Origin of the sequence: Enterobacter oligotrophicus, assembly GCF_009176645.1 — a bacterium.
GTDB lineage: Bacteria > Pseudomonadota > Gammaproteobacteria > Enterobacterales > Enterobacteriaceae > Enterobacter > Enterobacter oligotrophicus.
On the sequence record NZ_AP019007.1, the window covers coordinates 3,396,292 to 3,417,622 of the forward strand.

22 protein-coding genes are annotated in these 21,331 nt (G+C 54.0%); 14 read left to right on the forward strand and 8 right to left on the reverse strand.

Going from position 1 to position 21,331, the window contains the following annotated elements; genetic code table 11:
* Positions 1 to 81 precede the first annotated feature (81 nt).
* From skp to tilS, 11 genes are all read left to right on the forward strand, one after another.
* A complete protein-coding gene (skp, locus tag EoCCA6_RS16230) occupies positions 82 to 576 on the forward strand; it encodes a molecular chaperone Skp (RefSeq protein WP_042319211.1) in 495 nt (164 codons plus the stop codon).
* 3 nt (positions 577 to 579) lie between these two features.
* A complete protein-coding gene (gene lpxD / locus EoCCA6_RS16235; protein WP_152083521.1) occupies positions 580 to 1,605 on the forward strand; it encodes a UDP-3-O-(3-hydroxymyristoyl)glucosamine N-acyltransferase in 1,026 nt (341 codons plus the stop codon).
* A 103-nt stretch (positions 1,606 to 1,708) separates the two neighbouring features.
* Entirely contained in the window at positions 1,709 to 2,164 is a 456-nt protein-coding gene (gene fabZ / locus EoCCA6_RS16240; protein WP_007373234.1) for a 3-hydroxyacyl-ACP dehydratase FabZ, read from the forward strand.
* A gap of 3 nt (positions 2,165 to 2,167) precedes the next feature.
* Positions 2,168 to 2,956 carry an acyl-ACP--UDP-N-acetylglucosamine O-acyltransferase gene (gene lpxA, locus EoCCA6_RS16245; RefSeq protein WP_152083522.1) on the forward strand — a complete coding sequence of 263 codons (789 nt, stop codon included), beginning with the start codon at positions 2,168 to 2,170 and terminating at the stop codon, positions 2,954 to 2,956.
* The gene (gene lpxB, locus EoCCA6_RS16250; protein WP_152083523.1) at positions 2,956 to 4,104 is read left to right on the forward strand and encodes a lipid-A-disaccharide synthase; all 1,149 of its coding nucleotides are present in this window, start codon (positions 2,956 to 2,958) and stop codon (positions 4,102 to 4,104) included. Before lpxA ends, lpxB begins: the two co-directional genes overlap by 1 nt.
* Positions 4,101 to 4,697, forward strand: a complete 597-nt coding sequence (rnhB, locus tag EoCCA6_RS16255; RefSeq protein ID WP_152083524.1) for a ribonuclease HII — start codon at positions 4,101 to 4,103, stop codon at positions 4,695 to 4,697. Before lpxB ends, rnhB begins: the two co-directional genes overlap by 4 nt.
* A gap of 38 nt (positions 4,698 to 4,735) precedes the next feature.
* Positions 4,736 to 8,218 carry a DNA polymerase III subunit alpha gene (gene dnaE / locus EoCCA6_RS16260; protein ID WP_152083525.1) on the forward strand — a complete coding sequence of 1,161 codons (3,483 nt, stop codon included), beginning with the start codon at positions 4,736 to 4,738 and terminating at the stop codon, positions 8,216 to 8,218.
* Positions 8,219 to 8,230: 12 nt separating this feature from the next.
* Positions 8,231 to 9,190, forward strand: coding sequence for an acetyl-CoA carboxylase carboxyl transferase subunit alpha (gene accA / locus EoCCA6_RS16265; protein ID WP_006810033.1), 960 nt, complete (start codon positions 8,231 to 8,233; stop codon positions 9,188 to 9,190).
* 100 nt (positions 9,191 to 9,290) lie between these two features.
* Positions 9,291 to 11,423 carry a lysine decarboxylase LdcC gene (locus EoCCA6_RS16270; RefSeq protein WP_152083526.1) on the forward strand — a complete coding sequence of 711 codons (2,133 nt, stop codon included), beginning with the start codon at positions 9,291 to 9,293 and terminating at the stop codon, positions 11,421 to 11,423.
* A 65-nt stretch (positions 11,424 to 11,488) separates the two neighbouring features.
* On the forward strand, positions 11,489 to 11,878 hold the full coding sequence (locus EoCCA6_RS16275; protein ID WP_152083527.1) for a VOC family protein: 390 nt from the start codon (positions 11,489 to 11,491) through the stop codon (positions 11,876 to 11,878).
* Between the two features lie 57 nt (positions 11,879 to 11,935).
* Positions 11,936 to 13,222 carry a tRNA lysidine(34) synthetase TilS gene (gene tilS, locus EoCCA6_RS16280; RefSeq protein WP_152083528.1) on the forward strand — a complete coding sequence of 429 codons (1,287 nt, stop codon included), beginning with the start codon at positions 11,936 to 11,938 and terminating at the stop codon, positions 13,220 to 13,222.
* A gap of 28 nt (positions 13,223 to 13,250) precedes the next feature.
* Here the strand turns inward: tilS and rof are convergent, their stop codons facing one another.
* Together rof and EoCCA6_RS16290 are read right to left on the reverse strand one after the other, a co-directional pair.
* The gene (rof, locus tag EoCCA6_RS16285; protein WP_152083529.1) at positions 13,251 to 13,511 is read right to left on the reverse strand and encodes a Rho-binding antiterminator; all 261 of its coding nucleotides are present in this window, start codon (positions 13,509 to 13,511) and stop codon (positions 13,251 to 13,253) included.
* The gene (locus EoCCA6_RS16290) at positions 13,498 to 13,698 is read right to left on the reverse strand and encodes a YaeP family protein (protein ID WP_152083530.1); all 201 of its coding nucleotides are present in this window, start codon (positions 13,696 to 13,698) and stop codon (positions 13,498 to 13,500) included. The genes rof and EoCCA6_RS16290 overlap by 14 nt, the downstream gene beginning before the upstream one ends.
* Positions 13,699 to 13,893: 195 nt before the next feature.
* Here EoCCA6_RS16290 and EoCCA6_RS16295 point away from each other — a divergent pair, with 195 nt between their 5' ends.
* The 3 genes from EoCCA6_RS16295 to nlpE are packed head-to-tail and all read left to right on the forward strand — an operon-like array spanning position 13,894 to position 15,590.
* Positions 13,894 to 14,439 carry a YaeQ family protein gene (locus EoCCA6_RS16295; protein WP_152083531.1) on the forward strand — a complete coding sequence of 182 codons (546 nt, stop codon included), beginning with the start codon at positions 13,894 to 13,896 and terminating at the stop codon, positions 14,437 to 14,439.
* A complete protein-coding gene (gene arfB, locus EoCCA6_RS16300) occupies positions 14,436 to 14,852 on the forward strand; it encodes an alternative ribosome rescue aminoacyl-tRNA hydrolase ArfB (RefSeq protein ID WP_080328763.1) in 417 nt (138 codons plus the stop codon). Before EoCCA6_RS16295 ends, arfB begins: the two co-directional genes overlap by 4 nt.
* 39 nt (positions 14,853 to 14,891) lie before the next feature.
* Entirely contained in the window at positions 14,892 to 15,590 is a 699-nt protein-coding gene (gene nlpE / locus EoCCA6_RS16305) for an envelope stress response activation lipoprotein NlpE (protein ID WP_152083532.1), read from the forward strand.
* Positions 15,591 to 15,635: 45 nt separating this feature from the next.
* Here nlpE and proS read toward each other — a convergent pair whose 3' ends face one another.
* The 6 genes from proS to metN all read right to left on the reverse strand — a co-directional run bounded on the left by proS (position 15,636) and on the right by metN (position 21,215).
* Positions 15,636 to 17,354 (reverse strand): proline--tRNA ligase, encoded by a 1,719-nt coding sequence (proS, locus tag EoCCA6_RS16310; RefSeq protein WP_152083533.1) that lies wholly within the window; start codon positions 17,352 to 17,354, stop codon positions 15,636 to 15,638.
* Positions 17,355 to 17,466: 112 nt separating this feature from the next.
* Positions 17,467 to 18,174, reverse strand: a complete 708-nt coding sequence (tsaA, locus tag EoCCA6_RS16315; RefSeq protein ID WP_152083534.1) for a tRNA (N6-threonylcarbamoyladenosine(37)-N6)-methyltransferase TrmO — start codon at positions 18,172 to 18,174, stop codon at positions 17,467 to 17,469.
* Positions 18,171 to 18,575: an Rcs stress response system protein RcsF gene (gene rcsF, locus EoCCA6_RS16320; RefSeq protein WP_010426664.1), complete on the reverse strand. Its 405-nt coding sequence runs from the start codon at positions 18,573 to 18,575 to the stop codon at positions 18,171 to 18,173. The genes tsaA and rcsF overlap by 4 nt, the downstream gene beginning before the upstream one ends.
* Positions 18,576 to 18,681: 106 nt before the next feature.
* On the reverse strand, positions 18,682 to 19,497 hold the full coding sequence (gene metQ, locus EoCCA6_RS16325; protein WP_152083535.1) for a methionine ABC transporter substrate-binding lipoprotein MetQ: 816 nt from the start codon (positions 19,495 to 19,497) through the stop codon (positions 18,682 to 18,684).
* A 40-nt stretch (positions 19,498 to 19,537) separates the two neighbouring features.
* Positions 19,538 to 20,191 carry a methionine ABC transporter permease MetI gene (locus tag EoCCA6_RS16330; RefSeq protein WP_003856130.1) on the reverse strand — a complete coding sequence of 218 codons (654 nt, stop codon included), beginning with the start codon at positions 20,189 to 20,191 and terminating at the stop codon, positions 19,538 to 19,540.
* Positions 20,184 to 21,215, reverse strand: a complete 1,032-nt coding sequence (gene metN / locus EoCCA6_RS16335; protein WP_028015600.1) for a methionine ABC transporter ATP-binding protein MetN — start codon at positions 21,213 to 21,215, stop codon at positions 20,184 to 20,186. Before metN ends, EoCCA6_RS16330 begins: the two co-directional genes overlap by 8 nt.
* Positions 21,216 to 21,331: the final 116 nt, after the last annotated feature.

Here is a 21,331-nt window from a genome sequence, read left to right on the forward strand (position 1 = left end):
AACCGGCGATCGGTAATACGGTCGCCTTGCCACGCAAAGAACGGTACTTTCGGGTGCCAATGGGATGGTAAGGAGTTAATTGTGAAAAAGTGGTTATTAGCTGCAGGTCTCGGTTTAGCGATGGCAACTTCTGCTCAGGCAGCAGACAAAATTGCAATCGTCAACATGGGTAATTTGTTCCAGCAGGTTGCACAGAAAACCGGTGTTTCTGCGACACTGGAAAACGAATTCAAAGGCCGTGCTGGCGAACTGCAGCGTATGGAAGGTGATCTCCAGACTAAAATGCAGCGTCTGCAGCGTGATGGTTCTACGATGAAAGCGAGCGAGCGCAGCAAACTGGAAAAAGACGTCATGGCTCAGCGCCAGACCTTCTCCCAGAAAGCGCAGGCTTTCGAGCAGGATCGTCAGCGTCGTTCTAACGAAGAGCGCGGTAAACTGGTCACTCGCATTCAGTCTGCTGTTAAAGCAGTCGCTGCCGATCAGAGTATCGATCTGGTTGTTGATGCGAACGCCGTTGCTTTCAACAGCAGCGATGTTAAAGACATCACCGCTGATGTTCTGAAACAGGTTAAATAAGTAATGCCTTCAATTCGACTGGCTGATTTAGCTCAGCAGTTGGATGCAGAATTACACGGTGATGGCGATATCGTCATCACCGCTGTTGCGTCCATGCAATCTGCTAAAGCTGGCAACATTACCTTCATGGTAAGCCCTAAGTACCGTGAACACCTGGCTCAATGCCAGGCGTCTGCCGTTGTGCTGACGCAGGACGATCTTCCGTTTGCCACTAGCGCTGCACTGGTAGTGAAAAATCCCTACCTGACGTATGCACGCATGGCCCAAATTCTTGATACCACGCCGCAGCCCGCGCAGAACATTGCAGCCAGTGCTGCAATCGATCCGACGGCGACGCTGGGTAACAACGTGGCAGTTGGCGCAAACGCCGTTATTGAATCTGGCGTAGCGCTGGGTGACAACGTGGTGATTGGCCCTGGCTGCTTTGTTGGGAAAAATACAAAAATTGGCGCAGGAACCCGTTTGTGGGCCAATGTGTCCGTTTATCATGACGTTGAGATCGGTGAAAATTGCCTCGTGCAGTCCAGCACGGTGATTGGTTCTGACGGGTTTGGTTACGCGCACGATCGTGGAAACTGGGTTAAGATCCCCCAGCTTGGCCGCGTGATCATCGGCGATCGCGTTGAGATCGGTGCCTGTACGACTATCGACCGTGGTGCGCTTGACGACACCATTATTGGTAATGGTGTTATCATCGATAACCAGTGCCAGATTGCACATAACGTTGTGATTGGCGACAATACCGCAGTTGCGGGCGGCGTTATCATGGCAGGCAGCCTGAAAATTGGCCGTTACTGCATGATTGGCGGTGCCAGCGTGATCAATGGCCATATGGAAATATGCGACAAAGTCACGGTAACGGGAATGGGCATGGTGATGCGTCCTATCACCGAGCCGGGCGTCTATTCCTCTGGTATCCCGCTGCAACCGAACAAGGTATGGCGTAAAACAGCTGCTCTGGTGATGAATATTGATGATATGAGCAAGCGACTCAAAGCGATTGAGCGCAAGATCGATCAACAAGACTAAGCGTTCATCCGTTTAACGCTATTTTTCCCGGCCTGTCGGCTTTCTTACAAACCGGCAGGCCGTGTTATTATTGCTATTTAGTACATTTGACAGGAAGAGTATTTTGACTACTGACACTCATACTCTGCATATTGAAGAGATTTTAGAGCTTCTGCCGCACCGCTACCCGTTTTTGCTGGTAGACCGTGTGCTGGATTTTGAAGAAGGTCGTTTTCTGCGCGCAGTGAAAAATGTCTCCGTTAACGAGCCATTCTTCCAGGGACACTTCCCTGGTAAGCCTATCTTCCCTGGTGTATTGATCCTGGAAGCGATGGCACAGGCAACCGGTATTCTTGCGTTTAAAAGCGTGGGTAAACTGGAGCCGGGTGAACTGTATTACTTCGCGGGTATCGATGAAGCGCGTTTCAAGCGCCCGGTCGTACCTGGTGATCAGATGATCATGGAAGTCACTTTTGAAAAAACGCGCCGCGGCCTGACTCGCTTCAAAGGTGTTGCTCTGGTTGACGGTAAAGTTGTTTGCGAAGCGACAATGATGTGTGCTCGTAGCCGGGAGGCCTGATACGTGATTGATAAATCCGCCTTTATTCATCCTACCGCTATTGTGGAAACCGGTGCCATCATTGGTGCCAACGTTCACATTGGCCCGTTTTGTATTGTTGGACCCAATGTCGAAATTGGTGAGGGTACAGTGCTGAAATCTCACGTTGTGGTGAATGGTCACACGACCATTGGCTGCAACAACGAGATCTATCAGTTCGCCTCCATCGGCGAAGTAAACCAGGATCTGAAATATGCTGGTGAGTCGACCCGTGTGGAAATCGGCGATCGTAACCGCATTCGCGAAAGCGTCACCATTCATCGTGGAACAGTACAGGGCGGTGGATTGACAAAGGTGGGGAGCGACAACCTGTTTATGGTTAATGCGCATATCGCGCATGACTGTACCGTCGGTAGCCGCTGTATTCTTGCCAACAACGCAACGCTGGCGGGACACGTATCGGTTGATGATTTCGCAATTATTGGCGGCATGACCGCGGTTCATCAGTTCTGCATCATTGGTGCGCACGTGATGGTCGGCGGCTGCTCCGGTGTGGCACAGGATGTCCCACCGTTTGTGATTGCGCAGGGCAACCATGCCACGCCGTTTGGTGTGAATATCGAAGGACTCAAGCGTCGTGGCTTTAGCCGCGAAGCGATTACAGCGATCCGTAACGCGTACAAACTGCTGTACCGTAGCGGTAAAACGCTGGAAGAGGCGAAGCCGGAAATTGCCGAGCTGGCGAATAAGCACCCTGAGGTGAACGCGTTCATGGAATTCTTTGAACGTTCAACGCGTGGTCTGATTCGTTAATGGTCGACAGTCGTCCGCTTACGATAGCCCTGGTCGCCGGAGAAACCTCCGGCGATATTCTTGGTGCAGGTCTTATCCGTGCGCTTAAGGCCCGTGTACCCAACGCCCGCTTTGTCGGCGTTGCTGGCCCGTTGATGCAGGCCGAAGGCTGTGAAGCCTGGTATGAAATGGAAGAGTTGGCCGTGATGGGCATCGTAGAGGTGTTAGGTCGCCTGCGTCGCTTGCTGCATATTCGTGCCGATCTCACCCGCCGTTTTACCGAACTCAAACCCGATGTCTTTGTCGGCATTGATGCGCCTGATTTCAATATTACCCTTGAAGGGAATCTGAAAAAGCAGGGCATCAAAACGATTCATTACGTCAGTCCGTCCGTCTGGGCGTGGCGACAGAAACGCGTTTTCAAAATCGGACGGTCGACCAATCTGGTGCTGGCTTTCCTGCCTTTCGAAAAAGCGTTTTACGATAAATTCAATGTTCCGTGCCGTTTTATCGGTCATACCATGGCGGATGCCATGCCACTGGACCCGGATAAAAACGCGGCGCGTGATGTGCTGGGCATTCCCCATGATGCACATTGTCTGGCGTTACTGCCAGGCAGTCGTGGTGCGGAAGTCGAAATGCTCAGTGCGGATTTCCTGAAAACGGCGCACATTCTTCGCCAGACTTACCCTGATCTCGAAGTGGTCGTGCCGCTGGTGAATGCCAAACGTCGCGAGCAGTTTGAACGCATCAAAGCGGAAGTGGCACCGGATCTCCATGTCCACCTGCTGGACGGGAAGGGACGTGAGGCGATGGTTGCGAGCGATGCCGCACTGCTGGCCTCCGGTACGGCCGCGCTGGAGTGCATGCTGGCGAAATGCCCGATGGTGGTCGGTTACCGTATGAAGCCGTTCACCTTCTGGCTGGCAAAACGTCTGGTAAAAACGGACTACGTTTCACTGCCAAACCTGCTTGCCGGGCGTGAGCTGGTGAAAGAGCTTCTGCAGGATGAGTGTCAGCCGCAGGCATTGGCCGAAGCGTTGTTGCCGCTGCTGGCAAACGGTAAAACCAGCCACCAGATGCATGATACCTTCCGCGAACTGCATCAGCAGATCCGCTGTAATGCCGATGAGCAAGCGGCGGACGCGGTGCTGGAGCTAGCAAAATGATGGAATTTGTTTATCCCCACACGCATCTCGTGGCGGGAGTGGATGAAGTCGGGCGTGGTCCGCTGGTCGGCGCTGTGGTGACCGCCGCGGTGATCCTCGATCCTGCTCGTCCGATTATTGGTTTGAATGATTCTAAAAAACTGTCTGAAAAGCGCCGACTGGCGCTGTTTGACGAAATTACAGAAAAGGCACTGGCCTGGAGTCTGGGGCGTGCAGAGCCGCATGAAATTGACGAGTTGAACATTCTGCATGCTACCATGCTGGCGATGCAGCGTGCTGTGGCGGGTTTGAAGATTGCGCCTGAGTATGTTTTGATCGACGGCAACCGCTGTCCGGCACTGCCCATGCCTTCTATGGCGGTTGTCAAAGGTGATAGCCGGGTTGCCGAAATCAGTGCGGCATCAATCATTGCCAAAGTGACACGCGATGCCGAAATGGCCGCGTTGGACCTCACTTATCCTGCGTATGGTTTCGCCCAGCACAAGGGATATCCAACGGCTTTCCATCTGGAAAAGCTGGCTGAACATGGCGCAACCGAACATCACCGACGCAGTTTTGGCCCGGTGAAACGCGCGCTGGGACGGGTGTCCTGAATCAATACGCAAGCAATTAAGTAACGCGGAATCTGAAGATGGCTGAACCACGTTTCGTACACCTGCGGGTGCATAGCGACTACTCCATGATCGATGGGCTGGCAAAGACCGGGCCGCTGGTGAAAAAGGCGGCCGCGCTTGGCATGCCTGCGCTGGCGATCACCGATTTTACCAACCTGTGTGGCCTGGTGAAGTTCTACGGAACGGCGCACGGCGCGGGGATAAAACCCATTGTTGGCGCGGATTTTCATGTCCAGAGCGATCTGCTTGGCGATGAATTGGCGCAGATTTCCGTGCTGGCAATGAACAACATCGGCTATCAGAATCTCACTCTGCTGATTTCCAAAGCCTATCAGCGCGGCTATGGTGCGCTGGGGCCATGGATCGATCGCGACTGGCTGGCGGAACTGAATGAAGGTCTGCTGCTGATCTCTGGTGGCCGTATGGGCGATGTCGGTAAAAGCCTGCTGCGTGGTAATAGTGCGCTGGTTGATCAATGCGTGTCGTTCTACGAAGAGCATTTCCCGGATCGTTTTTACCTGGAACTGATCCGCACCGGCCGCGCAGATGAAGAGAGCTATCTGCATGCTGCGGTCGCGCTTGCCGAAGAGCGCGGCCTGCCTGTGGTGGCGACCAATGACGTGCGCTTCCTTGAGTCAGGTGATTTCGATGCACATGAGATCCGCGTAGCAATCCATGACGGCTTCACCCTCGACGATCCGAAACGCCCGCGCAACTACTCATCGCAGCAATATATGCGCAGCGAAGAGGAGATGTGCGAGCTCTTCTCCGACATCCCGGAAGCGCTGGAAAACAGCGTAGAGATTGCCAAGCGCTGTAACGTGACCGTGCGCCTCGGCGAATACTTCTTGCCGCAGTTCCCGACGGGAGATATGACCACGGAAGATTTCCTGGTCATGAAATCGAAAGAAGGTCTGGAAGAGCGTCTGGAATTCCTCTTCCCGGATGAAGCGGTCCGTAAAGAGAAGCGCCCTGAATACGACGAGCGCCTGGATATTGAACTTCAGGTGATCAACCAGATGGGCTTCCCAGGCTACTTCCTGATCGTAATGGAGTTTATCCAGTGGTCGAAGGATAACGGCGTACCTGTAGGTCCGGGCCGTGGCTCCGGTGCCGGCTCACTGGTAGCCTATGCGCTGAAAATCACCGACCTCGACCCGCTGGAATTTGACCTGCTGTTCGAACGTTTCCTTAACCCGGAACGTGTCTCCATGCCCGACTTCGACGTTGACTTCTGTATGGAGAAACGCGACCAGGTTATTGAGCATGTAGCAGACATGTACGGCCGTGATGCGGTATCGCAAATTATTACCTTCGGTACAATGGCGGCGAAAGCGGTAATCCGCGACGTGGGCCGTGTGCTGGGGCATCCATACGGCTTTGTCGACCGCATCTCTAAACTGGTGCCGCCCGATCCCGGCATGACGCTGGCAAAAGCGTTTGAAGCTGAGCCGCAACTGCCGGAGATCTACGAAGCCGACGAAGAAGTTAAAGCGCTGATCGACATGGCGCGCAAGCTGGAAGGCGTGACGCGTAACGCCGGTAAGCATGCGGGGGGCGTGGTTATCGCCCCGACCAAAATTACCGACTTTGCACCGCTTTACTGTGATGAAGCGGGCCAGCACCCGGTCACTCAGTTTGATAAAAACGACGTTGAATATGCCGGGCTGGTGAAGTTCGACTTCCTCGGTCTGCGCACGCTGACCATCATCAACTGGGCGCTGGAGATGATCAACGCCCGCCGCGAGAAGAACGGCGAACCGCCGCTGGATATCGCGGCCATCCCGCTGGATGACAAGAAAAGTTTCGACATGCTGCAGCGCTCGGAGACGACAGCCGTCTTCCAGCTTGAATCCCGCGGCATGAAAGATCTGATTAAACGTCTGCAGCCTGACTGCTTCGAAGATATGATCGCGCTCGTGGCCCTGTTCCGTCCGGGGCCGCTGCAGTCGGGCATGGTTGATAACTTTATCGACCGTAAGCACGGGCGCGAAGAGATTTCTTACCCGGATGTTCAGTGGCAGCATGAAAGCCTGAAACCGGTACTGGAGCCAACCTACGGCATTATCCTGTATCAGGAACAGGTTATGCAGATTGCCCAGGTGCTTTCCGGCTATACGCTTGGCGGCGCGGACATGCTGCGTCGTGCGATGGGTAAGAAAAAGCCGGAAGAGATGGCCAAGCAGCGTTCCATCTTTGAAGACGGGGCGAAGAAAAACGGCGTTGACGGCGAGCTGGCGATGAAAATCTTCGACCTGGTGGAGAAATTCGCCGGTTACGGATTTAACAAATCGCACTCCGCTGCCTATGCTTTGGTGTCATATCAGACGCTGTGGCTGAAAGCGCACTATCCCGCTGAATTCATGGCGGCAGTCATGACCGCCGATATGGATAACACCGAGAAGGTGGTTGGCCTGGTGGATGAGTGCTGGCGCATGGGGCTTAAGATCCTGCCGCCGGATATCAATTCGGGCCTCTATCATTTCCACGTCAACGACGAGGGTGAAATTGTTTACGGCATCGGCGCGATCAAAGGCGTGGGGGAAGGCCCGATCGAGGCGATCATCGAAGCGCGTAACAACGGCGGGTATTTCCGCGAATTGTTTGATCTTTGCGCCCGTACCGATACCAAAAAACTGAACCGTCGCGTGCTCGAAAAACTGATCATGTCCGGCGCGTTCGACAGGCTGGGGCCGCACCGTGCTGCGCTGATGAACTCGCTGGGCGATGCCCTGAAAGCCGCCGATCAGCACGCGAAAGCGGAAGCGATCGGCCAGGCGGATATGTTCGGCGTGCTGGCGGAAGAGCCGGAGCAGATTGAGCAGTCCTACGCCAGCTGCCAGCCGTGGCCTGAACAGGTGGTACTGGATGGTGAGCGCGAAACGTTAGGTTTGTACCTGACGGGCCACCCAATCAACCAGTACATCAAAGAAATTGAGCGCTATGTCGGAGGCTACCGGCTGAAAGACATGCATCCGACAGAACGTGGTAAAATCACCACGGCTGCGGGGCTCGTGATTGCTGCAAGGGTAATGGTCACCAAGCGCGGCAATCGTATCGGCATCTGTACGCTGGATGACCGTTCCGGGCGTCTGGAGGTGATGTTGTTCACCGACGCGCTGGATAAATACCAGCAATTGCTGGAAAAAGACCGCATACTTATCGTCAGCGGACAGGTCAGCTTTGATGACTTCAGCGGCGGGCTTAAAATGACCGCCCGCGAAGTGATGGACATTGACGAAGCCCGTGAAAAATATGCTCGCGGGCTTGCTATCTCGCTGACGGACAGGCAAATTGATGACCAGCTTTTAAACCGACTCCGTCAGTCTCTGGAACCCCACCGCTCGGGGACCATTCCAGTACATCTCTACTATCAGAGGGCGGATGCACGTGCGCGGTTGCGCTTTGGTGCAACGTGGCGTGTCTCTCCGAGCGATCGTTTACTGAACGATCTGCGTGGCCTCATTGGTTCGGAGCAGGTGGAACTGGAGTTTGACTAATACAGGAATACTATGAGTCTGAATTTCCTTGATTTCGAACAGCCGATTGCTGAGCTGGAAGCGAAAATCGATTCTCTGACAGCAGTGAGCCGTCAGGATGAAAAACTGGATATTAACATCGACGAAGAAGTGCATCGTCTGCGTGAAAAAAGCGTAGAACTGACGCGCAAAATCTTTGCCGATCTCGGCGCATGGCAGATCGCCCAGTTGGCGCGTCACCCTCAGCGCCCGTACACCCTGGATTATGTCCGCCTGGCGTTTGATGAATTTGACGAACTGGCAGGCGATCGCGCATACGCTGACGATAAAGCTATCGTGGGCGGTATCGCACGTCTGGACGGACGCCCGGTGATGATCATTGGTCATCAGAAAGGCCGCGAAACCAAAGAGAAAATCCGTCGTAACTTTGGTATGCCTGCACCAGAAGGTTACCGTAAGGCGCTGCGCCTGATGGAGATGGCTGAGCGCTTCAACATGCCCATCATCACCTTTATCGACACCCCAGGTGCTTATCCTGGCGTGGGTGCAGAAGAGCGCGGTCAGTCTGAAGCCATCGCGCGTAACCTGCGTGAGATGTCTCGCCTGAGCGTGCCGGTCATCTGTACCGTTATCGGTGAAGGTGGCTCCGGTGGTGCGCTGGCGATTGGCGTGGGCGATAAAGTGAATATGCTGCAGTACAGCACCTATTCCGTTATCTCTCCGGAAGGTTGTGCGTCTATTCTGTGGAAGAGCGCCGATAAAGCGCCGCTGGCTGCAGAAGCGATGGGCATCATTGCTCCGCGCCTGAAAGAGCTGAAGCTGATCGACACCGTGATCCCGGAACCACTGGGGGGGGCGCATCGTAAGCCAGAAGTGATGGCCGCGTCTCTGAAAGCACAACTGTTGGCAGACCTGGCGGATCTGGACGTGCTGAGCAAAGAAGATTTGCTTAACCGTCGTTACCAGCGCCTGATGACCTACGGTTACGCGTAAGTTTCACAATTATCTGAAAAGCCGCACACTGTTGCGGCTTTTTTTATACCTGCGGTTTAGCCTGGCTATGCTTAGCTAATGTTTTTCAAGGAGGTAACCCGTGAATATTATTGCCATTATGGGGCCACACGGTGTCTTTTATAAAGACGAGCCCATCAAGGAGCTGGAGCAAGCCCTGCAATCCCGTGGATTCCAGCTTATCTGGCCGCACAACAGCGCCGATCTGCTGAAATTCATCGAGCATAACCCGCGTATCTGCGGCGTGATCTTCGACTGGGACGAATACGATCTGGAGCTGTGCAGCGATATTAACAAGCTGAATGAATATCTCCCGCTGTATGCGTTTATCAACACTCACTCGACGATGGATGTCAGCGCCCACGATATGCGTATGGCGCTGTGGTTCTTTGAATACTCCCTCGGCGTGGCGGAAGATATTGCGACCCGTATTCAGCAATACACCGGGGAATATCTTGATAACATCACGCCGCCGTTTACCCGTGCGCTTTTCACCTACGTAAAGGAAGGAAAATATACTTTCTGTACGCCAGGTCATATGGCGGGAACGGCCTATCAGAAAAGCCCGGTGGGTTGCCTGTTTTATGATTTCTTTGGCGGAAACACGCTGAAAGCGGACGTGTCGATTTCGGTGACGGAGCTAGGCTCGTTGCTTGACCATACCGGACCGCATCTGGAAGCCGAAGAGTATATTGCCCGCACCTTCGGTGCCGAGCAGAGTTATATGGTGACCAACGGCACCTCGACCTCAAACAAAATTGTCGGCATGTACGCCGCCCCGGCTGGCAGTACGCTATTGATCGACCGTAACTGCCACAAGTCTCTGGCCCATTTACTGATGATGAGCGATGTTGTACCGCTATGGCTGTCTCCCACGCGTAACGCGCTTGGTATTCTTGGCGGCATTCCACGCCGTGAATTCACGCATGCTGCCATTGAAAACAAAGTTGCGGCGATCCCTGAGGCAAGTTGGCCAATCCATGCGGTGATCACCAACTCTACCTATGACGGGCTGCTGTACAACACGAACTGGATCAAACAGACGCTGGATGTGCCCTCAATCCACTTTGATTCCGCGTGGGTGCCTTACACCAATTTCCATCCGATTTACGAAGGGAAAAGTGGCATGAGCGGCGAGCGCGTGCCGGGCAAAGTGTTCTTCGAAACCCAGTCGACCCACAAGATGCTGGCAGCATTTTCCCAGGCCTCGCTCATTCACATCAAAGGCGAATATGACGAGGACACGTTTAACGAAGCCTTTATGATGCACACCACTACTTCGCCGAGCTATCCCCTGGTGGCATCCATTGAAACGGCGGCGGCAATGCTGCGTGGCAATCCGGGCAAACGTCTGATCAATCGTTCGGTGGAACGGGCGCTGCATTTCCGCAAAGAAGTCCAGCGACTGAAAGATGAAGCCGACGGCTGGTTCTTTGATATCTGGCAGCCGGAAGAGATTGAAGAGGCGGAGTGCTGGTCTGTCGCGCCGGGTGCAAGCTGGCACGGCTTTCGTGATGCCGATGCGGACCATATGTTCCTTGACCCGGTGAAAGTGACGATCCTGACGCCGGGCATGGACGAGCAGGGTGTCATGGGCGATGAAGGGATACCCGCTGCGCTGGTGGCGAAGTTCCTTGATGAACGTGGTGTGGTGGTGGAAAAGACCGGACCCTATAACCTGTTATTCCTGTTCAGCATTGGGATAGACAAAACCCGTGCGATGGGGCTATTGCGTGGCCTGATGGAGTTTAAGCGTGCCTACGATCTAAACCTGCGGGTCAAAAACATGCTTCCTGATCTCTATGCAGAAGATCCTGACTTCTACCGCAACATGCGCATCCAGGATCTGGCGCAGGGTATCCACAAACTGATCCGCCAGCACGATCTGCCGCGCCTGATGCTACAGGCGTTTGACGTGTTGCCGGAGATGAAGCTGACGCCGCACAAGGCGTGGCAGCGTCAGGTGAAAGGCGAGGTGGAGACCATTGAGCTGGAAAACCTGGTCGGGCGCGTCTCAGCCAATATGATCCTGCCTTATCCGCCTGGCGTGCCTCTTCTGATGCCGGGAGAGATGATCACTGAGAAGAGCCGGGCGGTGCTCGATTTTCTGCTGATGCTCTGCTCTGTCGGGCGTCATTATCCGGGCTTTGAGACAGATATCCATGGCGCGAAGCGTGATGAGAACGGCGCGTACTGGGTCCGAGTCCTAAAATAAAGGTGACCGCTTGCCAGGGGCGGGTTGTCGGTTGTAACGTTCAGGCATCATAAAAAGGAGAAGCTATGCTGGGTTTAAAACAGGTTCATCATATTGCGATCATTGCCACCGATTACGCGAAAAGTAAGGCGTTCTACTGCGACATCCTGGGCTTTACGCTGTTAAGCGAGGTATACCGTGAGGAGCGAGATTCCTGGAAAGGTGACCTGGCATTAAACGGGCAATATGTCATTGAGCTGTTCTCCTTTCCCTTCCCGCCTGCGCGTCCATCGCGCCCGGAAGCCTGCGGGCTTCGTCATCTTGCTTTCAGTGTCGATGATCTCGATCGCGCGGTAAAATATCTGGAAGAGCACGGTGTAAAGTGCGAAGCGATTCGTATCGACCCTTTTACCAGCAAGCGTTTTACTTTCTTCAACGATCCGGACGGCCTCCCGCTGGAGCTTTACCAGCAGTAATTCTCATCCTGTGTGATAATGCCCGCTCAGTTCGGGCATTTTTATGTGTAATTTTCTATGACCCTACCCGTTATTGCGCAAGCCGTTTCACCGTACCGCCAACTGCTGGTGGGGTTTAGCGGTGGTCTGGATTCCACCGTTCTGCTCCATCGGCTTAAACGCTGGCGTGACCAGGAGCCTGACGTTCAGTTACGGGCGATGCATATCCATCACGGGCTCAGTCAACATGCCGACGAATGGGTGGCGCACTGTGAAGCGTTATGCGCGCAGTGGTCAATTCCGCTCATTGTTGAGCGGGTAAGCCTCCGGCAGGAAGGTCTGGGCACTGAAGCGCAGGCGCGAAAAGCCCGCTACGCTGCGTTTGCCAGCGCGCTGCAACCCTCAGAAGCGCTGATCACGGCGCAACATCTGGATGACCAGTGCGAGACCTTTTTGCTCGCACTGAAGCGGGGAAGTGGTCCGGCGGGGTTATCCGCCATGCCTGAACGTACTGATTTTGCCGGTACGCATTTAATTCGACCATTGCTGGGTGAAACGCGCGCTTCACTGGAAGCCTGGGCGCGCCAGCATCAATTGAGCTGGATTGAAGATGAGAGCAACCAGGATGCCAGCTATGACCGTAATTTCCTGCGTCTGCACGTCATTCCATTGCTGACTGAGCGCTGGCCCCATTTTGCCGAGGCTACAGCAAGAAGTGCTGCGCTATGCGCCGAACAGGAAACGCTGCTGGATGAGTTGCTGAGCGACGAGCTGACAGCATTGACGTCAGATGATGGGGCGCTGGCGATCGCGCCATTAGACGCGATGAGCGCGGTGCGTCGTGCCGCGTTGTTACGCCGCTGGCTGGCGACGCACAATGCGGTTATGCCATCCCGCACAATGCTAAACCGTATCTGGGATGAAGTGGCCCTGTCGCGCGAGGATGCTTCTCCGTGTGTGCATTTAAACGGCTTTGACGTGAGACGCTATCAGGGGCAACTCTGGTGGATAAAATCTACGCCGTCGCTTGTTGACGTTGTGCTCGACTGGCCGATGCCAGGAGATCCGCTGGTGCTGCCATGTGATGCGGGAGTCGTTTCTCTGGCTAAAATGGGTAACGTGCGCCTGCCTGAGGCTGGTGAGAAGGTTACCGTGCGGTTTAAAGCCAGCGGTATGTTGCATATTGTCGGGCGTAATGGCGGGCGTAAACTGAAGAAGATCTGGCAGGAGAATAATGTCCCCCCCTGGCGGCGAGATACCACTCCGCTGTTGTTTTATGGCGAGACGCTGATTGCGGCTGCGGGCGTATTCGTGACGGAAGAGGGGTGGAGTGAAAAAGGCGTTTGTTTTGAATGGAAAGTGTAACGGGCAGCAAGGCTACCCGTTAGTGATATCAGGACTCGCTCACCACGACGGTGCCGATTTCCGGGTGGCTGAAGCTGGCTATTTTGTCCAGGCGAAGCTCACGCGTCGCACCGGCATTTTCCACTATCAGATATTCCACATTCTTACGTGAAACCAGATCGTTGGCTTTTGCCTTCAATACTTCGCCATCTTTTAGCTCCAGCGTCAGTATTAAATGATGCTGGCAGGCGAGTTCGAGGTTGTCATAGTCATCACAATTGATGGGTTGATAAGTATCATTCATCGACATAATCGCTCACCAGTAAATTCGCAGCAGCATACGCTGCTTTTTCCCTGACCGATTCTGAAAGGCGCTCATCAGAGGCCACTTCATTAAGCACTTTCAATACACAGCCCAACGCGTCCGGGACATACCCCAGATCTCCGCTGGCGATTTCCGCATACCGTTTGCGAATTAACTCACAATAATTATTCACATCCCCTCCCGCCAGCGCACTGACTTACTGTGAGATACCCTTAAGCCTACGAAGATAAACTCGGTTTAGCAAGGTGACTATACCATACTCATTTAAGCAATATCAGCGCCTTGATTGGGGGCGGTTCATCATCTGTAACAGCCTTTTGCTGCGGTTTTCGCTACAATGCGCACCTGATTCGAAAGGAGTTTCCTCATGGCGCTGAAAGCGACAATTTATAAAGCTGTGGTCAATGTAGCGGATCTTGACCGTAACCAGTTTCTGGATGCGTCATTAACGCTGGCGCGTCACCCCTCCGAAACCCAGGAGCGTATGATGCTGCGCTTGCTGGCGTGGGTGAAGTATGCCGACGAGCGTTTGCAGTTTACCCGTGGCTTAAGTGCGGAAGACGAGCCAGAGGCCTGGCTGCGCAACGATCACCTGGGTATCGACCTGTGGATTGAACTCGGCCTGCCGGATGAACGCCGGATTAAAAAGGCGTGCACCCAGTCGGCTGAAGTGGCGTTATTCGCGTATAATCAGCGTGCTGCAGAGATTTGGTGGCAACAAAACAAGAGCAAATGCGGGCAGTTTAAAAATCTTACCGTCTGGTATCTGGATGATGATCAACTGGCGCGCTTGAGTGAATTTGCCGGGCGCACTATGGTTTTGCAGGCAACCATTCAGGACGGCGCAATCTGGCTCTCTGATTCTCAGAATAATCTGGAAATTCACTTAACGGCCTGGCAGCCTGCGTCATGATTGTTCTGTCCCGAAACGTCAGCATCCCTGATAACGAGCTGGAGATTACGGCAATCCGTGCTCAGGGTGCGGGTGGGCAGCATGTTAACAAGGCCTCAACGGCTATCCACTTGCGCTTTGACATTCGGGCCTCCAGCCTGCCAGAGTATTATAAAGAAAGTCTGCTCGCTGCCAGCCATCACCTGATTACCAGCGACGGTGTCATCGTGATCAAAGCACAGGAGTACCGCAGCCAGGAGTTAAACCGGGAGGCGGCACTTTCCAGGCTGGTGGCGGTCATAAAAGAGTTAACTGCAGTGCAAAAAAGCCGTCGGGCAACACGTCCTACTCGCGCCTCGAAAGAGCGCCGGTTGTCGTCGAAGGCACAAAAATCCACAGTGAAAGCACTACGCGGTAAAGTTCGTCACCCATAACGTGGCGAAAGGGAACACACTTTTCATAAGGAATTCATTGTGAAAAAAGCATTATGGTCAGCACTGGCAGTGAGTACACTGTTTGCGCTTTTCGGGTGTAACAACCGTTCAGAAACGCAGGTATTGCAGCCCACGCAGAATGAAGAATTAAAGCCGATGCAGCAGAGCTGGCGCGGCGTATTACCGTGTGCGGATTGTGAAGGTATCGAAACTTCACTGTTCCTGGAAAAAGATGGCACATGGGTGATGAACCAGCGCTATCAGGGTGCTAAAGAACCGTCATCGTTTGCGACTTACGGAACGTGGGCGCGTACGGCTGAGAAGCTGGTATTGACCGATACCACCGGCGATAAAACCTGGTTCCGTCCTAAAGGGGAGAGCATGGAGATGCTCGATCGTGACGGCAACCCGATTGAGTCCCAGTTCAACTACACGCTGGCTCCGGTGAAAGCGGCGCTGCCTGCAACGCCAATGGCGATGCGGGGCATGTATTTCTATATGGCGGATGCGGCGATCTTTACCGACTGCGCCACCGGTAAGAAAGTCAGCGTGGCGAACAATGCTCAGCTGGAGCGCGATTATGCCGTTGCGCGCGGCAATGACAGTAAACCAGTATTGCTGACGGTTGACGGCCACTTTACGCTTGAGCCAAACCCGGACAGCGGCGAGCTGGTGAAAACGCTGGTGGCAGATAAAGACGCGAAGTTTGCTGCGGGGAAAGACTGCGAAAGCAAGTAAGAGTTACCCATTAAAAAACCCCGCACTGGCGGGGTTTTTTGTTTCTTAACCTTTGATGGCTTTCACCAGGTAATCAAGAATGTCGCCAGTCTTGATCATCTGCTTCTCGCCGCTGCGACGGTATTTGTATTCAATCTCGTCGCTATCAAGGTTACGGTCGCCGATGACAATGGTGTGCGGAATACCGATCAGTTCCATATCGGCAAACATCACGCCAGGGCGCTCTTTACGATCGTCCATCAGCACTTCGATACCCTGCGCGCGCAGTTCGGCGTACAGCTTCTCAGCCAGTTCCTGCACACGGTATGACTTGTGCATGTTCATTGGCAGGATTGCGACCTGGAATGGCGCGATATTATCCGGCCAGACGATACCGCGTTCGTCATAGTTCTGCTCGATAGCGGCAGCCACTACACGCGTCACCCCGATACCGTAACAACCCATGGTCAGGATCTGATTACGGCCATCTTCACCCTGTACGGCAGCATTCAGCGCGCGAGAGTATTTATCACCCAGCTGGAAGATATGACCGACTTCGATACCACGTTTGATCATCAGCGTACCCTGGCCGTCCGGGCTTGGATCGCCAGCAACCACGTTACGGATGTCCGCCACTTCTGGCGTCGCCACATCGCGATCCCAGTTGATGCCGAAATAGTGCTTGCCGTCGATGTTCGCGCCAGCGGAGAAGTCGCTCATCGCGGCTACCGTGCGGTCAACGACCACTGGGACTGGCATATTGACTGGACCCAGGGAACCTGGACCTGCGTTAACGACAGCGCGGATTTCCGCTTCCGTAGCGAACGTCAGCGGGCTGGCAACCTGCGGCAGCTTCTCAGCTTTCACTTCGTTCAGTTCGTGATCGCCACGCACCAGCAGGGCAACCAGCGGGTATGTGCTGCCTTCGGTGGATTTCACCAGCAGCGTTTTTACCGTTTTCTCAACCGGCAAATTAAACTGCTCAACCAGCTCAGCGATGGTTTTCGCGTTTGGCGTATCAACCAGTTTCATCTCTTCGGTGGCAGCGGCACGCGGCGCTTTTGGTGCCAACGCTTCAGCAAACTCAATGTTCGCAGCGTAATCAGAGGAGTCAGAGAAGATCACATCGTCTTCACCGCTCTGTGCCAGCACCTGGAATTCATGAGATGCGCTACCGCCGATAGAACCGGTATCCGCCTGTACAGCACGGAAATCCAGACCCATACGGGAGAAGATTTTACTGTAAGCCTCGTACATTTTGTCGTAGGTCTCCTGCAGGGATTCCTGAGAGGTATGGAAAGAGTAAGCATCTTTCATCAGGAATTCACGGGAGCGCATGACGCCAAAGCGTGGACGCACTTCGTCACGGAACTTGGTCTGGATCTGGAAGAAGTTCAGCGGCAGCTGTTTGTAAGAGCTCAGCTCATTACGAATCAGATCGGTGATGACTTCTTCATGCGTTGGGCCGAGAACGAATGGACGCTCGCCGCGGTCGACGAAGCGCAGCAGTTCCGGGCCATACTGCTCCCAGCGACCGCTCTCCTGCCAGAGGTCAGCGGGCTGAACCACAGGCATGGACACCTCGATTGCACCGGCGTTGTTCATCTCTTCGCGCACGATGTTTTCGACTTTTTTCAGGACGCGCACGCCGGTCGGCAGCCAGGTGTATAACCCGGAGGCCAGCTTGCGGATCATCCCGGCGCGTAGCATCAGCTGGTGGCTGATCACTTCGGCGTCGGCAGGTGTCTCCTTCAGGGTGGAGAGCAGATATTGGCTAGTACGCATGTTGTTACGGTTCCATTTCGACGATTGGAACAGGCTGAAACACCAGCCTGATACAAAAAAAGTGGTTTAGTTTACCAGTGTGGCAAAGATGCCAAAAGAGAGGAGAATAAAATTACCTGGGTTCCAGGGCAAAGACTTCAAAACCCGCCTCTGTCACGCGCCAGCGAACGTTAAAATCCAGCAGCCAGACGGCGTACGTTTTCCCGGCTTCCTCTTCTTTACGGTAGGCTGGACGGGGGTCCTGAGCCAGAACGTCAACGATAAAGTCCCGCAAGCGGGGATAACGTTTTTCCAGTTGGCTGATATGTGCTGTTAATTCAGGTGTGAAAGAAACGGGCATATCAGCCGGCGGTGCTTCCTGAGCGTAGCTGGCGCGGGCATCCGGTAGCGCTTCAGCGAAGGGTAAATACGGCTTGATATCGATCACCGGCGTGCCGTCTACCAGGTCAAGGCTACCTAACTCCAGTATCACCTGGTCCTTCTGGCAACGTATGCCTTTCAGCTCGACCAGCGACATACCGATTGGGTTTGGACGGAAGGTTGAGCGGGTCGCGAACACACCCATTCGGGCGTTGCCCCCCAGACGAGGAGGGCGCACGGTTGGTCGCCAGCCGCCTTCCATTGTCTGGTGAAACACAAAGACAACCCACAGGTGGCTGAACGCTTCCAGCCCGCGTACCGCATCGGCCTGATTGTAAGGCGCGATCAAGTGAAGCTCGCCGCCGCCGCTTGTGACCAGGCCAGGCTGGCGCGGGACGGCGAACTTCTCTTTATAAGGGGAGCGGATAACGCCAATCTGCCCGAACTGAAATGAACTCATTTCGCCGTAATGTTAAGCGCAGAACCGATGCAAACCGCCTGACGGTAGCAGCCCGGTGTACCGCTGGTGACTTCGCAGCTGTGCAGCAGTACCGCATTGGCTTTCATTTTTGACGCGTTAATCTGCATACGTTTACGGGCTGTCGGGATGTTCGGTGGGGAGTCCTGATTCGTTGCCTGGCAGGATTCGCCGCTCACTTCACCCAGTTCACGGAATGGTTTGCCCACGAGATCGTCGGCCTTAGTAATAATACGTACCGGCGCAGGACGAGGCGCTTTCGGTTTTGCTGGCTCCGCTTTTGGCGGGGTTGCAGTGCTTTGAACAGGTTCAACAGGAGATCTGCTTAGCATAGAACAGCCGCTCAGCATGAGTGCTAAAAGACAGATCGGTAAAGCACGCATAATAGTTCCTCAGTGGATAATCAAAACGTCAGATATTGAATCAGTTGACTGCACAAATGACAAGACGGGCAGAAGCCCGTCTTGATGATATTACACTGCGGTGAGATTACCAGCCTTTAACAGCGCCGCCGTTAAACACCTTGTTGGCTTCCTGGTACACTTCGTCAGACTGATACGCCTGAACGAATTTTTTCACGTTCTCTGCGTCTTTATTGTCTTCGCGAGTCACGATCAGGTTGACGTACGGGGAGTCTTTGTCTTCAACGAAGATGCCGTCTTTCGCTGGCGTCAGACCAATCTGGCTGGCATAAGTGGTGTTGATAACCGCCAGGGCAATCTGCGCATCGTCAAGAGAACGTGGCAGCTGTGGCGCTTCCAGTTCGACAATTTTCAGATTTTTCGGATTCTCGGTGACGTCCAGAACGGTCGGCAGCAGGCCAACACCCTCTTTCAGTTTGATCAGGCCCACTTTCTGCAGCAGCAGCAGGGAACGGCCGAGGTTGGTTGGATCGTTAGGCACAGCGACCTGAGAGCCCGGCTGCAGTTCGTCCAGCGATTTGATTTTTTTGGAGTAACCGGCAATTGGGTAAACAAAGGTGTTACCCACGCCAACCAGCTTGTAGCCGCGATCTTTGATCTGCTGATCCAGATATGGTTTGTGCTGGAAGGCGTTGGCGTCGATATCGCCTTTGCTCAGCGCTTCGTTCGGCAGAACGTAATCATTGAAAGTGACCAGCTCAACGTCCAGGCCATATTTCTCTTTCGCCACTTTCTGAGCCACTTCAGCAACCTGCTGTTCTGCGCCCACAATAACGCCCACTTTAATGTGGTTTGGATCTTTTTCGTCCTGACCGCAACCCACCAGTGCCAGAGAGCCGATCAGCGCGCCTACCGCTGCAAAGGTCTTTAATTTAAACGCCATGTTATATCCTTAACTCGTCGAGTTTGTGTTGTGTGTAACGTTATTTGTGAGTAACTGCCCGGACGATGCGATCGCCAGAGAACTGGATTAAATAAACCAGAACAACCAGCAATACCAGAACGGTATTCATTACGGTAGCGTTATAACCAATATAGCCGTACTGGTAACCAATCTGCCCTAAACCACCTGCGCCGACCGCACCACCCATTGCGGAATAACCGACCAGAGTAATAAGGGTGATGGTTGCCGCATTCACCAGGCCCGGCAGCGCTTCAGGAAGCAGAACTTTACGCACGATCTGCATCGGCGTGGCACCCATCGCGCGGGAGGCTTCGATCAGACCGGTTGGAATTTCCAGCAGAGCGTTCTCCACCATACGGGCGATAAACGGCGCAGCACCGACGGTCAGCGGAACGATGGCCGCCTGCAAACCAATGGAGGTGCCAACGATCACGCGGGTAAATGGAATCATCCATACCAGCAGAATAATAAACGGGATAGAGCGGAAGATGTTCACCAGCGCAGAGAGCGTGCGATACAGCTTCGCGTTCTCAATGATTTGACCTGGACGCGTTACGTACAGCAGTACGCCGACCGGCAGGCCAATCACGAAACCAAAGAAACCCGATACGAAGGTCATTGCCAGCGTTTCCCATACGCCGCGAACCAGTAGCCACATCATCGGCTCAGACATAACCCAGTACCTCTACTTTTACGTGATGTTCTTGCAGCCAGGCAATCGCCGCCTGGGTTTCTTCTTGTGTGCCGTGCATTTCCGTCAGCATGATGCCGAACTTCACGCCACCGGCGTAATCCATCTGCGCGCTGATGATGTTGTTGTTCACGTTAAAGCGACGCGCGGTTTCGGAAAGCAGCGGTGCGTCGACGGACTGGCCGGTGAACTCCATGCGCAGCATCGGGACGCTGTCTGCTGTCGCTTCTGTTTTCAAACGTTCCAGATAATCTTCCGGAATATCCAGATGCAGCGTGGACTGAATAAACTGCTGTGCCAGCGGGGTCTTCGGGTGCGAGAACACCTCACTTACCGTGTCCTGCTCGATCAGTTCGCCGTTGCTGATCACCGCCACACAATCGCAGATGCGTTTCACCACATCCATTTCATGCGTAATAAGGAGGATGGTCAGGCCCAGGCGACGGTTAATGTCCTTCAGCAATTCCAGAATAGAACGTGTCGTGGCCGGATCTAACGCGCTGGTGGCTTCATCGCACAGCAGCACTTTTGGATTACTGGCCAGCGCACGGGCGATAGCCACACGCTGCTTTTGTCCACCGGACAGATTCGCCGGGTAACTATCATGCTTATCACCCAGACCTACGAGGTCCAGCAATTCAGTTACGCGACGCTTAACTTCTTCTTTAGGCGTGTTGTCCAGCTCCAGCGGTAAGGCGACGTTGCCGAACACGGTGCGGGAAGCCAGCAGGTTAAAGTGCTGGAAGATCATGCCGATCTGGCGACGCGCTTTAGTGAGTTCTTTTTCTGAGAGGGCGGTAAGCTCTTGTCCGCCAACTTCCACGCTACCCTGGGTTGGGCGCTCAAGCAGGTTAACACAACGGATCAGCGTACTTTTACCAGCACCCGATGCGCCAATGACGCCATAAATTTGACCCGCAGGAACATGCAGGCTGACATTGTTCAGCGCCTGAATGGTTCGGTTCCCCTGCTGGAACACTTTGGTGATATTGGAAAGTTTAATCATTAGATTATTTTTATCGTATATAAGTTAGCCGTGGCATTTTCGTCTGCCAGATACGGGGGATGACCGTAAACAAAACGGATGTTAAGGCATCCAGACGTCTAAATCAATCCAACTCT